13 protein-coding genes are annotated in these 11,940 nt (G+C 72.0%); 6 read left to right on the top strand and 7 right to left on the bottom strand.

All coding sequences use genetic code 11. From position 1 onward, the window contains the following. The first annotated feature begins 57 nt into the window (after window positions 1-57). From AB0J06_RS04040 to mug, 5 genes are read left to right on the top strand one after another with little or no spacing between them, the layout of a single operon-like run. On the top strand, window positions 58-969 hold the full coding sequence (locus AB0J06_RS04040) for a TIGR04222 domain-containing membrane protein (protein WP_357424334.1): 912 nt from the start codon (window positions 58-60) through the stop codon (window positions 967-969). Further along, window positions 966-1,787 (top strand): DUF692 domain-containing protein, encoded by an 822-nt coding sequence (locus AB0J06_RS04045; RefSeq protein WP_357424336.1) that lies wholly within the window; start codon window positions 966-968, stop codon window positions 1,785-1,787. The genes AB0J06_RS04040 and AB0J06_RS04045 overlap by 4 nt, the downstream gene beginning before the upstream one ends. Further along, a complete protein-coding gene (locus AB0J06_RS04050) occupies window positions 1,784-2,245 on the top strand; it encodes a hypothetical protein (RefSeq protein ID WP_357424338.1) in 462 nt (153 codons plus the stop codon). The genes AB0J06_RS04045 and AB0J06_RS04050 overlap by 4 nt, the downstream gene beginning before the upstream one ends. 35 nt (window positions 2,246-2,280) lie before the next feature. Further along, entirely contained in the window at window positions 2,281-3,042 is a 762-nt protein-coding gene (locus AB0J06_RS04055) for an SDR family oxidoreductase (RefSeq protein ID WP_357424340.1), read from the top strand. 6 nt (window positions 3,043-3,048) lie between these two features. Then, complete coding sequence (gene mug / locus AB0J06_RS04060; RefSeq protein WP_357424342.1) at window positions 3,049-3,594, top strand: G/U mismatch-specific DNA glycosylase; 546 nt, start codon at window positions 3,049-3,051, stop codon at window positions 3,592-3,594. Window positions 3,595-3,649: 55 nt separating this feature from the next. On the opposite strand, the gene AB0J06_RS04065 is transcribed toward mug, so the two are convergent. The 5 genes from AB0J06_RS04065 to AB0J06_RS04085 form a co-directional block, all read right to left on the bottom strand. Then, complete coding sequence (locus tag AB0J06_RS04065; RefSeq protein WP_357424344.1) at window positions 3,650-4,009, bottom strand: hypothetical protein; 360 nt, start codon at window positions 4,007-4,009, stop codon at window positions 3,650-3,652. Window positions 4,010-4,043: 34 nt separating this feature from the next. After that, a complete protein-coding gene (locus tag AB0J06_RS04070) occupies window positions 4,044-5,996 on the bottom strand; it encodes an ABC transporter ATP-binding protein (protein WP_357424402.1) in 1,953 nt (650 codons plus the stop codon). A gap of 107 nt (window positions 5,997-6,103) precedes the next feature. Further along, window positions 6,104-6,901 (bottom strand): enoyl-CoA hydratase/isomerase family protein, encoded by a 798-nt coding sequence (locus AB0J06_RS04075; protein WP_357424346.1) that lies wholly within the window; start codon window positions 6,899-6,901, stop codon window positions 6,104-6,106. A gap of 46 nt (window positions 6,902-6,947) precedes the next feature. After that, window positions 6,948-7,175, bottom strand: a complete 228-nt coding sequence (locus tag AB0J06_RS04080; RefSeq protein WP_085066491.1) for a helix-turn-helix domain-containing protein — start codon at window positions 7,173-7,175, stop codon at window positions 6,948-6,950. 788 nt (window positions 7,176-7,963) lie between these two features. After that, complete coding sequence (locus tag AB0J06_RS04085) at window positions 7,964-9,568, bottom strand: ABC-F family ATP-binding cassette domain-containing protein (protein ID WP_357424349.1); 1,605 nt, start codon at window positions 9,566-9,568, stop codon at window positions 7,964-7,966. A 249-nt stretch (window positions 9,569-9,817) separates the two neighbouring features. On the opposite strand from AB0J06_RS04085, the gene AB0J06_RS04090 reads away from it, so the two are divergent. After that, window positions 9,818-10,729 (top strand): neutral zinc metallopeptidase, encoded by a 912-nt coding sequence (locus AB0J06_RS04090; protein WP_357424351.1) that lies wholly within the window; start codon window positions 9,818-9,820, stop codon window positions 10,727-10,729. A gap of 116 nt (window positions 10,730-10,845) precedes the next feature. Here the strand turns inward: AB0J06_RS04090 and AB0J06_RS04095 are convergent, their stop codons facing one another. Continuing rightward, complete coding sequence (locus tag AB0J06_RS04095; protein ID WP_357424353.1) at window positions 10,846-11,514, bottom strand: acVLRF1 family peptidyl-tRNA hydrolase; 669 nt, start codon at window positions 11,512-11,514, stop codon at window positions 10,846-10,848. A 47-nt stretch (window positions 11,515-11,561) separates the two neighbouring features. Continuing rightward, window positions 11,562-11,940 (bottom strand): LysE family transporter (locus AB0J06_RS04100; protein WP_357424355.1); only part of this gene is annotated, 379 nt, incomplete at its 5' end.

Genomic DNA, 11,940 nt, shown 5'->3' on the forward strand with positions numbered 1-11,940 from the left:
TGGCGTCCCTGTCCCACAATGAGGCCCCGTCCCCCTCAACGGACAGGAGCAACTCCGATGACTGTGCTGGCCGCGCCAGGTGACACGTGGGGCATCTCGGGCCCGGCGTTCCTACTGATCTTCTTCGTCGCGGCCGCCGCGCTGACCGTGGCCGCCCTGCTGCACCGCGTGTTCCTCTTCGCCGGCGGGCGTGACGTGCGCGCCGAGCAGTTGACCCCGGAGCAGGCGGCCTACCTCAACGGGGGCGACCGGCTCGCCGTTTACACCGCGCTCGGGGGGCTCCGTGCCGCGGGCGCGATCGGCACGGCGTCGGGCGGGGCGCTCGCCGTGACCGCGCAGATGCCCGCCGGGACCACGCCACTCGGGCAGGCGATCTACAACGCCGCCGGACAAGGGGTCCGCACGCGGGGCCTCACCACCCATCCGTGGGTCGCTGCGGCGCTCGGGCAGCTGCGTGAGTCGCTCCAACGCGCCGGCCTCGCTGTCACCGCGGACCAGCGCCGCGCCGCGCGCCTGGTGCCGCTTCTGATGCTCGGCCTGGTCGCCCTCGGCGCGCTCCGGATCGCGGCCGGGATCGCCGGCGCCAAACCGGTGCTGTTTCTCGTGCTCCTGCTCGCCCCGGTCACCGTCGTGACGCTGGTGCTGCTGTTCGTCGTGCCGCGACAGACCCGGGCGGCGAAGGCCGCGCTGCGCGACCTGCGGGTCAGGAACCGGCACCTGTCGCCGGCCAGCCGTCCCGCCTACGCGACCTATGGCGCGGCGGGCGCGGCGATGGGCGTCGCGCTCTTCGGGACCGCCTCGCTCTGGGCGTTCGACCCCGCCTTCGCCGCCGAGGCCGAGGTGCAGCGCAACCTCGCGGCGGGACACGGCACCAGCACCAGTTCCAGCTCCAGCGGCAGCTCGTGCGGTGGCGGCAGCTCCTGCGGTGGCGGAGGGGGCTGCGGCGGCGGAGGGGGCTGTGGCGGATGACCCCGCAGGCGTACGGAGTGGGCATCGGGTGGCGCCCGGAGATCTCCGGGTTCATCGCCGAGCTGCCCGGGCTGCGGTTCGTCGAGGTCGTCGCGGAGACCGTGCCGGACACCGGCCCGGTGCCCGAGGGACTGGCCGAGCTGGCCGGGCGCGGCGTCGCGGTCGTACCCCACGGGGTGAAGCTCTCGCTCGGCGGCGCCGAGCCGGTCGACCCGGAGCGGGTCACGCACCTGGCCCGGGTCGCCGAGCTGGTCGGGGCGCCACTGGTCAGCGAGCACATCGCGTTCGTGCGCGCGGGCGGGGTCGAGGCGGGACATCTGCTGCCCCTGCCGCGCAGCCGGGCGGCGGTCGACGCCGTGGTCGCCAATGTGGCCCGAGCGCAGGCCGAGCTGCCGGTGCCGATCGCGCTGGAGCCGATCGCCGCGCTCTTCGACTGGCCCGACGACGAACTGGACGAGGCCGAGTTCCTCACCGAGATCCTCGACCGCACCGGGGCGCTGCTCCTGCTCGACGTGGCCAATGTCTACGCCAACGCGGTCAACCGGGGCACCGATCCGGTCGCGCTGCTCGACCGGTTGCCGTTGGAGCGGATCGCGTACGTGCACGTCGCGGGTGGGACGGAGCACGACGGGATCTACCACGACACGCACACGGATCCGGTCCCGTCCCCCGTCCTCGACCTGGTCCGCGCGCTCTGCGCACGGCACCGGCCACCGGCCCTGCTGCTCGAACGCGACGGCCACTATCCGCCGGCCGACGTGCTCCGCGCCGAGCTCGACGCGATCGCCGCGGCCGGCGGATACCCGGCGGTGACGTGAACCCGCCACCGGCGCACGACCTGGCCGCGCGGCAGGCGGAACTCGTCGCGGCGCTGGTGTCCGGGGCGCCCGTCCCCGCCGGCTTCGACGCCCGGCTCGTCGGCGTCGCCCGGACCGCCCTGCTGCGCAAGCGCGCCGGCGACGTGGCGCGGCACTGGCCGTTGCTCGCCGCCGGGTTCGGCCCGGACTGGGGGGCAACCTTCGCCCACTGGGCGGCGGGCCGCCCCACGCAGGGGTCGCTGCGCGACGGCTGGGATCTGGCGCGAGCGCTGGCGCGGAAGGGGGAGCTCCCCGCCCCCGCCGCCGAAGAGCTCGCCATCCGCGAGGCGGGGTGGCGCTACGACGGTGCGTCGTCGCCGCGCCCGCGTCGACTCCCGGCGGTGCGGCGTGCTCCGGGCGGCGTCGTGCTCCAGCTCGCCGGCCGGGTCCGGGTGCTGCGTCGTGACGGGGGCTCGTAGCGCGGGTTCGGGCGCGGTACGGCAGGATCAGGTCCATGGATCTCGGGCTGACAGACCGCGTGTACGTCCTGACCGGCGCCTCCCGGGGGCTCGGCTTCGCCACCGCCCAGGCCCTGGTGGCCGACGGGGCACGGGTGGTCATCTCGTCCCGGGACGAGACGAAAGTGACCGCTGCCGTCGCGACGCTCGGCGGCGCCGACCGGGCGGTGGGGATAATCGCCGACCTCGGCGAGCCCGGCACGGCGCAGCGCCTGGTCGACACGGCGCGGGAGCGCTTCGGGCGGCTCGACGGGGCACTGATCTCGGTGGGCGGGCCCCCGCCCGGCACCGCCGCGCAGGCGACCGACGACCAGTGGCGGACGGCATTCGAGACGATCTTCCTCGGCATGGCGCGGGCCGCCCGCGCCGTCGCGGCAGCCCTGCCCGACGGCGGCGCGATCGGGCTGGTCCTCTCCACCTCGGTGCGCAGCCCCATCGCCGGACTCGGCATCTCCAACGGCCTGCGTCCCGGCCTGGCCGGCATGGCCAAGGACATGGCCGACGAGTACGGTCCGCGCGGCGTACGGGTGGTCAGCCTGCTGCCCGGGCGGATCATGACGGACCGCAACCGGGAACTCTTCGGCGCAGCGGCCGATCCGGAGCAGGCGCGGGCGCAGGCCGAGGCCGCCATCCCGCTGCGCCGGATCGGCGATCCCGCCGAGTTCGGCCGGGTCGCGGCGTTCGTGCTCTCCCCCGCCGCCAGCTACATGACCGGCATCGCGCTGCCCGTCGACGGCGGCGCCCTCCGCCCGATCTGACGTGCTGTGCGGGTGAGACCCACGCGGGCGGAGTTGGCGGCGGCGGCAGGTCGAACTATTGCGGACGTGATCCGTCCTGATTTAAGGGTCCTCTTCTGCGGAATCAACCCGAGCCTCTACTCGGCGGCGACCGGGCACCACTTCGCGCGCCCGGGCAATCGCTTCTGGCCGGCCGTGCACCGCAGCGGCTTCACGGAACGCCAACTGTCACCCGGGCAGCAGGATGAGCTGCTCACCGAAGGGCTCGGCATCACCAACATGGTCGCCCGGGCGACCGCCCGCGCCGACGAACTGAGCCGCGCCGAGTTGATCGCCGGCGCCGAGCGTCTCACCGAGCAGGTCCGCCGCTATCGGCCACAGTGGGTGGCGGTGGTCGGGGTGACGGCGTACCGGATCGGCTTCGGCTTGCCGAGGGCCACGCTGGGGCGGCAGACGGAGACGCTGGGCGGCGTCGGGCTCTGGGTCCTGCCCAACCCCAGCGGCCTCAACGCCCGGTTCCAACTCGACGATCTCGCCGCCCGGTTCGCCGAGCTACGCAGCGCGGTTCTCTGATTCATCCACCGATCGTCCGGCCCCGAGGCGCACCGCGCGGACGCGCCCATCGGGCTCATTCGTACCCGACCGCGGCCCGATCCCTGCCGTGCCGAGCGGCCCGCTCCATGATCATCTGCCCGAACAGCCCCGAGGGCCGATGGCAGTCCAGGCACAGGAAGTTGTCATCAAGACGCCGGCCACCGCAGTGATCACAGCAACCGCGGTCGCGCGGGTCGTGGTAACCGCGCAGCGCTTCCACGAGCGCGCGGGCGACGGGCGCGGTCAGCGTCAGCCGCACCTTGTCCACGGCGACATCCCCGGCGACGCGGACCTCGATCTCCCCCAGTACGGCAGCCGCGGGATCAACAGCATCGATCCGGTCGACGAAGTCCCGCAGCGTCGCAACAACATCATCAGGTGCCGACGAGGTCATGCCTCACCCTACTGTCGCGCGCCCGCCGTACGCGTCAGGCGTCGTAGTCGCGACTCGGCACCGTGATCACCGGCTCGGGCCCCACCTCGTCCACGTACGGCACGGGCGAGTCGGCGACCGCGAACTGCGTGCGGTAGAGCTCGGCGTAGAGGCCGCCCGCCGCGACCAGCTCCTCGTGTCGTCCCTGCTCGACGATCTTTCCCCCGTCGAGCACCAGGATCTGGTCGGCGTCGCGGACGGTGGAGAGCCGGTGCGCGATCACCAGCGCGGTGCGGCCGCTCAGGGCGACCGCCAACGCGCGCTGCACCGCCGCCTCCGACTCGGAGTCGAGGTGCGCCGTGGCCTCGTCGAGGATCACGATCGACGGCGCCTTGAGCAGCAGCCGGGCGATCGCGATGCGCTGCTTCTCGCCGCCAGAGAACCGGTAGCCGCGCTCGCCGACCATCGTCTCCAGCCCGTCCGGGAGCGAGCGGACCAGATCGGCGACCTGGGCGCCGCGCAGCGCCGCCCAGAGTTCGTCGTCGGTCGCGTCGACCTTGGCGTAGCGGAGGTTTTCCGCGATGGTCTCGTGGAACAGGTGCGAGTCCTGGGTGACCACGCCGATCGTGTCGCGCAGCGAGGCCATCGTCGCGTCCCGGACGTCGACGCCACCGACCCGCACCTCGCCCTCGGTGACGTCGTACACCCGCGACACCAGCATCGACGTGGTGGACTTGCCGGCCCCCGAGGGACCGACCAGCGCCACCATCTGACCCGGTTCGACGGTGAAGGAGACGCCGCGCAGCACCGGCTCGGCGACGGTGCGGTCGAGGGCGGCGACATCCTCCAGCGAGGCGAGCGAGACGTCGGCCGCGCTGGGGTAGCGGAAGCGCACGTCGCGGAACTCCAGCCGGCCCGAGCCGCGCGGGATCGCGACCGCGTCCGGCTTTTCCGCGATGGAGGGGGCCAGGTCGAGAATCTCGAAGACCCGGTCGAAGGAGACCAGGGCGCTCATCACGTCGACGCGGACGTTGGAGAGCGCGGTGAGCGGGCCGTAGAGGCGGGTGAGCAGCAACGCGAGGGTGACCACCGTGCCGGCGGTGACCGCGCCGGTGACCGCGAGCCAGCCGCCGAGGCCGTAGGTGAGCGCCTGGGCGAGCGAGGCGACGAGCAGCATGGCGACGAAGAAGGTCCGCGAGTACATCGCCGACTGGATGCCGATGTCCTTGACCCGGGCGGCCCGGTCGCCGAAGCGCTGCGCCTCGACGTCGGGGCTGCCGAAGAGCTTGACCAGCAGCGCGCCGGACACCCCGAACCGCTCCGTCATCGTGGCGTTCATCTGCGCGTCCAGGTTGTAGGACTCGCGAGTGATTTCGGCGAGCCGCCGCCCGACGCGGCGGGCCGGCACGATGAAGATCGGCAACAGCACGAGGGAGAGCGCGGTGATCTGCCAGGAGAGGGTGAACATCACCGCAGCGGTCAGCACCAGCTGAATCACGTTGCTGACCACGCCGGAGAGCGTGGAGGTGAAGGCGCGCTGCGCCCCCAACACGTCGTTGTTGAGACGACTGACCAGCGCGCCGGTCTGGGTGCGGGTGAAGAACTGCAGCGGCATGCGCTGCACGTGGTCGTAGACCTGGGTGCGCAGGTCGAGGATTATCCCCTCGCCGATGCGCGCGGAATACCAGCGCTGCGCCAACGACAGGAACGCGTCCGCGACCGCGAGCCCGGCGATGAAGAACGCCAGGCGGATCACGGCGGCGCCCGCCTGCGATCCGCCGCGGTTGATCGTGTTGATCACGTCGCCGGCGAGCACGGGCGTCGCGACGCCGATGACCGCCGCGACCACCACCGTGATCAGGAAGACGGCGATGTCCCGCCGGTACGGGCGGGCGAACGCGACGATCCGGCGAGCGGTGCCACGGCTGAGCCGATGACCCCGCACCTCGTCGCTGTTGCGCATCGAGCGCAACATGCTCCAGCCGGCCATGCCATTGGCGCCGGCCATCGGGTTGGGGGACACCGCTACCTCCGTTGTCGCCTGCAGTCGGATTCAGTGTTCCCGACGCCTACGACAACCAGCGAAGTAATCTCGTTCTTCCCAAACGGTCCTTACTATTCACCCTGCCCGGCCAGATCCCGGAGCCGGCGGGTCTGCGCCTCACGCTCCGCCCGCTGCTGATCCGCCGGCGACCGCCCCGACGCCCCCGCGATCAGCGCCTTGATCTCGATCACCGCATCACGGTTGCCCGAGAGGATCGCGGCGGCAAGGTCACGGGTGGCCGCGTCGAGCTCCGCACGGGGAACGACGACGTTCGCCAACCCGATCCGCTCCGCCTCGGTCGCGTCGAGGCGACGACCGGTCGCACAGATCTCCAACGCGCGCGCATATCCCACGAGCTCGACGAGACGCTTCGTACCGGCCAGGTCGGGCACCAGCCCGAGCGTCACCTCGGCCATCGACATCCGGGCATCATCGGCGAGCACCCGCAGGTCGCAGGCGAGCGCCAACTGGAAACCGGCGCCGATCGCGTGCCCCTGCACCGCGGCGATGGAGATGATGTCCGGGCGGTGCAGCCAGGTGAAACCCTCCTGGAACTCCCCGATGCGGTCCGCGCACTCCTGCGGCGAGAGCCGGACCAGCTCGGCGAAGGAACCGGGCGCGGGATCCGACGGAGCCGACGAGGCACCGCCCGCGACTCCGCTGGCCACGGAGAGGTCGAGCCCAGCGGAAAAGGCCCGACCCTCACCCCGCACCACGACCACCCGTACGTCACCGGGAAGGTCGCGGGAGAACTCACGCATTGCCTGCCACATGGCGGGGGTCTGCGCATTGAGCACGTCGGGCCGGTCCAACGTCACTGTCGCGACCGGCCCGTCGCAATCCAGCCGCACTCCGCCGTTCGACGTCATCGGGGGTCCTGACCGACGGCGGAGGCGGAACGGGCTGATGTGCTGGTCACGCCTTCTTGCGACGACGGGCGCCGCCGCGCTGACGCAGTTGAACGCCGGATTCGGTGAGCACACGGTGAACGAACCCGTATGAGCGGCCGGTGGAGGCCGCCAGAGCACGAATACTCTCTCCCGAGGTGTACCGCTTGACCAGGTCCTTGGCGAGCGTCTGACGCTCGGCCCCAACGATTCGGCGACCCTTCTCAGTGCTGGTGGCTGTGCCGGTGGCTGCCATCTTGATTCCTCACGTCCCAGACTGTGCGGTTCGGTACGGTCCCACCTATTAGACCGCCTCGGACGATCATGCGCTAGATATCGACTGTTCGCCAACCGACACGCACAGCACTGTCGCTAACCCGATAGCGTGTTGGGCCGTGGTATGTGAAGAGTCAGAGACATCTCGCCGAAACGAACGGCTTGACCTGCTCCTCTGGCTCACGCTGACAGTTTTCGGAATGACGTTCACCTATTTCGCCGTTCGCGGCGGCGCACGCTCGGGAGCGCCGGCGCACCGTTTCTCGGGGCGTACCGGCTGGCTCTCCAACCGGGCACCGTGCTCGCCCCGAGGGTGGCCGCCGGGGTGCTCGTGCTGGCCGCCCGCCGGTGGTGGGACCGGCTCACCTGCCGACATTCCTCGCCACCGGCTATCTCGCGGCGTTCGCCTGGGCCGTTTCGCTGGCTGGTGGACGGCGTCTCCGGGCTGACCCGCGGCCTGACCGGACCCGACACGCACCTGGTCGGAGTCGGCGATGTCGGCGACGGTCCGCTGGACTATCTGCGCTCGTTCAGCGCGCAGACCACCGACCAGTCCGCCGGCACCCGCGTACGCGGTGTGGCTGGCCGTCAGCATGGACGCGCTGGTCGCGTTTCTGGGCGCGGCGATGGTGACGGCCGGGGTGCGGGCGAGCGCCCGTGCCCGCTCCCCTGTTGCTGGTCGCCACCGGCGCGGTCACCGCCGTGCTGACCGAGGCCGTGCTCGCCACGCCGTGGTGAGCCGCCGCCGACCAGCGCGACGCGCACCGGTCACGCGAGCTCGACCAACTCCAGCAGGTCGTCGCTCCAGGCGTCCTCGTCGCCGTCGGGGAGCAGGATCGCCCGGTCGGGCTTGAGCGCGAGCACGGCGCCCGGGTCATGGGTGACCAGGACGATCGCGCCGGGATAGCGGGCGATGGCGTCGAGCACCTGCTCCCGGCTGACCGGGTCGAGGTTGTTGGTGGGCTCGTCGAGCAGGAGCACGTTGGCGCCGGAGCAGACGAGGGTGGCCAGGGCCAGCCGCGTCTTCTCCCCGCCGGAGAGCACCCCGGCCGGCTTGTCGACGTCGTCGCCGGAGAAGAGGAACGCGCCGAGGATCTTGCGCAGGTCGGTGTCGGACTGCTCGAAGGCCGCGCTGCGCATGTGCTCGAGGACAGTGCGATCGACGTCGAGCGTCTCGTGCTCCTGGGCGTAGTAGCCCAACCGCAGCCCGTGCCCCGGCTTCACCTCGCCGGTGTCCGACTGCAGCAGGCCGCCGAGCATCCGCAGCAGGGTGGTCTTGCCGGCGCCGTTGAGGCCGAGGATCGCGACCCGGGAGCCGCGGTCGACCGCGACGTTGACGTCGGTGAAGATCTCCAGCGATCCGTACGTCTTGGAGAGGCCGGTCGCGGTGAGCGGGGTCTTGCCGCAGGGGGCGGGTTCGGGGAAGCGCACCTTGGCCACCCGGTCGGAGACCCGCACCTCGTCCAGGCCGCTGATCAGCTTCTCGGCCCGGCGGGCCATGTTCTGCGCCGCGACGGTCTTGGTCGCCTTGGCGCGCATCTTGTCGGCCTGCGCCATCAGGGCGCCGGCCTTCTTCTCGGCGTTGGCCCGCTCCCGGCGGCGCCGGCGCTCGTCGGTCTCGCGCTGCTCCAGGTAGGTCTTCCAACCGAGGTTGTAGGTGTCGACCACGGAGCGCGTGGCGTCGAGGAACCAGACCTTGTTGACGACCGATTCGAGCAGGGAGCCGTCGTGGCTGATCACGATCAGTCCGCCCTTGTGGCCGGAGAGGAAGTTGCGCAGCCAGGCGATGGAGTCGGCGTCGAGGTGGTTGGTGGGCTCGTCGAGCAGCAGGATGCCGCCGCCGTTCTCGCCGGCGTCACGGAAGAGGATGCGGGCCAGCTCGATGCGGCGACGCTGGCCGCCGGAGAGGGTGCCGATGGTCTGGGCGAGCGCCCGGTCGGGCAGACCGAGGTTGGCGCAGATGCGGGCCGCCTCGGCCTCCGCGGCGTAACCGCCGAGGGAGGCGAACTGGTCCTCCAGCGCGCCGTAGCGCCGGACCAGCTTGTCGGAGGCGTCGTCGGCGAGCTGCTCCTCGATCTTCTTCATCTCGGCCATCAGCACGTCGAGGCCGCGCGCGGAGAGGACCCGGTCGCGACCGGTGACCTCGAGGTCACCGGTGCGCGGGTCCTGCGGGAGATAGCCGATCGCGCTGGTGCGGGTGATCTCCCCCGCGTACGGCGTACCCTCGCCGGCGAGCACCTTGAGCGTCGTGGTCTTGCCCGCGCCGTTGCGGCCGACCAGGCCGATGCGGTCGCCCGGCTGGACGCGCAGTGTCGTGTCGGACAGCAGGATGCGGGCGCCGGCGCGCAGTTCCAGGCCGGTGGCAGTAATCATTTCCTCGGACTCGCTCTCAAAGGCTCGAAGGCTGTCTCACGGCACAAAGAACGCCGGCGGGCCTGTGCGGTCTTCCCGTCGGCGCTGGGCGGTTCAGCCTTCGCAGAGCAGCACCCAACTATTGTACCGGGGCGCGGAGAGCGACCCGAACCGGATTACCAAACAAGATCATCGGGTACGGGAGCGGACGTCCGGACGGGGTCCGGCACGACGATTGCACTACGGGACGAACGGCGATCGGGGCTCTTCATGGAACTCAACGAGAACGCGCGCATCGACACGAGTCAGGTGGAGGACCGCCGCGGCTCCGGCGGTGGTGGCGGCCTGGGCGGCGGGATCCCGATCCCGACCGGCAAGGGCGGTCTGGTCGGCCTCGTGGTGGCGGTGCTCGTCGCGCTGGTCGGCGGCGGCTTCGGCATCAACGCGGCGACCGGCGGCGGCGGTGGCCAGGGAGACAACGCCGCGATCGAGCAGAAATGCGCGGCGAACGACGCGCTCGAGCAGCTGGACTGCCGCAACGCGCTCTACGTCAACTCGATCCAGGCCTACTGGCAGGGCGCGCTGCCGCAGCACTTCGGCCAGCCGTACCAGCAGGTCGACACGGTGCTGTTCCGGTCGGCGGTGAACAGCGGCTGCGGACAGGCGGACTCCGGCGTCGGGCCGTTCTACTGCCCCGCCGACCGGCACGTCTACATCGACCTCAGCTTCTACGACGTGCTGGCCCAGCAACTCGGCGCCAGCGGCGAGTTCGCGCAGCCGTACGTGCTGGCCCACGAGTACGGCCACCACGTGCAGACGCTGCTCGGCACCGAGGCGCAGATGCGCCGCCAGCAGCAGCGCGACCCCGGGAACACCAACAGGCTCTCGGTGATGCTGGAGTTGCAGGCCGACTGCTACGCCGGCGCGTGGGCGAAGAACGCGACCGGCACGGCCGACGCCGGCGGTCAGAAGATCTTCAAGAGCATCAGCCAGACGGACATCCGGGAAGGGCTGGACACGGCGGCCGCGATCGGCGACGACACGATCCAGAAGAAGTCCGGCGGACAGGTCAACGAGTCGCAGTTCACCCACGGCACGTCGCAGCAGCGCCAGCAGTGGTTCGGGCGGGGCTACGAGACCGGCGACCCGAAGTCCTGCGACACGTTCAACGGGGCGGTCTAACCGCGACGGGACGGCCGGGACCGGCAGCGGACGCGGAAGGAACCGGACGGACCGGACCTGGACGTGACCGGACCGGGAGCGAACCGGGCCTGCGCGAACCGGAAGAGCGGCGATGGTCAGGCGGGCAGCGGGTCCCGGACGAGGACCCGTACGGCCCGCGCCGCGCCGACCGCCTCGACCAGCACGGCGTGCCGCGGCTCCGGCACATCGAGCAGCCGCTCGGCCCGCAGCGCCGCGAGCGGGGCGAGCCGACGGTCCTCGAGGATGGTGTCCACCGTACGACGGTCTCCCCCGCAGACGAGCGCGGCGAGCACGCCGACTTCGGGAAGGAGCAGCCGGACCGCCAGGTCGGCGGCGTCTCCGGCGGCCGCCTTCGCCTGGTTGTCCCGGCGCCGGGCGAAACGCTGCTGCGACCAGCCGCCCGCGGCCGTGCGCGCCTGCACATAGCGGCTGTCCACCTTGGACACTACGAGACGGTCGCCGTCGGCCACGCCGACCGCCATCGCGCTCTTGCGGGCCAGCAGCAGCCCCAGCCGGCGGGGCGCCGCGGCGGCGGTGAGAAACCCGGCGAGGTCGAAGCCGGGCAACTGCGACGTGTCGGGCGCGCCCGGCGGGCGGTACAGCTCCGCCGAGGCGCCGTCCGGCGCGGCGAGGAGCAGCCCGTACGGCTCGGCGACGGCCTGCGGCGCGCCGTGCCGCGCGGTGAAGCCCTCGATCCAGCGCGGCAACCGCGCCGGGTCGACGTCGACCCAGCGCCCGCCCCCGGCGGCCGGGCGGCTGCTCATGGTCTTGCCTCCCCCTGCATGTCCCTGACCGTACGCCAGCGGGCTCACTAGCGACCGATCAGCAGGCCGACCGCCAGCACCACGATCAGCGCGCTCGCGACGAGGGCGGTGCCGAGTCGGCCGCGCGGACCGGTCAGCACCCGTCCGACCAGCGAACCGCCGGCCGCGATGAGCAGTTGCCAGCTGGCCGAGGCGAGGAACGCGCCGACGACGAAGAGGAGCGCCCGCGCCGGGGTGGGTGCGCCGGTGGCCTGCCCGCCGAGGACCAACGCTCCGAAGTAGACGATCGTCATGGGGTTGAGCAGCGTCAGCGCGAGTAGTCCGGCGTATGCCCGCACGGGTGTGCCGAGCCCGGCGTCGGCGCGGGCGGCGCGCGCCGGGTCGCGGCGGTGGCGCAGCGCGTCGTGGAGCGGCGCACCGCGTCGT

It is taken from the genome of Micromonospora sp. NPDC049679 (assembly GCF_040659735.1).
Lineage (GTDB): Bacteria > Actinomycetota > Actinomycetes > Mycobacteriales > Micromonosporaceae > Micromonospora_I.

What these genes read in the sequence shown, in the direction of transcription:
- AB0J06_RS04040 (WP_357424334.1), top strand. Translation starts at nt 58, where the DNA reads ATGACTGTGCTGGCCGCGCCAGGTGACACGTGGGGCATCTCGGGCCCG.
- AB0J06_RS04045 (WP_357424336.1), top strand. Translation starts at nt 966, where the DNA reads ATGACCCCGCAGGCGTACGGAGTGGGCATCGGGTGGCGCCCGGAGATC.
- AB0J06_RS04055 (WP_357424340.1), top strand. Translation starts at nt 2,281, where the DNA reads ATGGATCTCGGGCTGACAGACCGCGTGTACGTCCTGACCGGCGCCTCC.
- AB0J06_RS04065 (WP_357424344.1), bottom strand. Translation starts at nt 4,009, where the DNA reads ATGACCTCGTCGGCACCTGATGATGTTGTTGCGACGCTGCGGGACTTC.
- AB0J06_RS04070 (WP_357424402.1), bottom strand. Translation starts at nt 5,996, where the DNA reads ATGGCCGGCGCCAATGGCATGGCCGGCTGGAGCATGTTGCGCTCGATG.
- AB0J06_RS04075 (WP_357424346.1), bottom strand. Translation starts at nt 6,901, where the DNA reads ATGACGTCGAACGGCGGAGTGCGGCTGGATTGCGACGGGCCGGTCGCG.
- AB0J06_RS04080 (WP_085066491.1), bottom strand. Translation starts at nt 7,175, where the DNA reads ATGGCAGCCACCGGCACAGCCACCAGCACTGAGAAGGGTCGCCGAATC.
- AB0J06_RS04085 (WP_357424349.1), bottom strand. Translation starts at nt 9,568, where the DNA reads ATGATTACTGCCACCGGCCTGGAACTGCGCGCCGGCGCCCGCATCCTG.
- AB0J06_RS04090 (WP_357424351.1), top strand. Translation starts at nt 9,818, where the DNA reads ATGGAACTCAACGAGAACGCGCGCATCGACACGAGTCAGGTGGAGGAC.
- AB0J06_RS04095 (WP_357424353.1), bottom strand. Translation starts at nt 11,514, where the DNA reads ATGAGCAGCCGCCCGGCCGCCGGGGGCGGGCGCTGGGTCGACGTCGAC.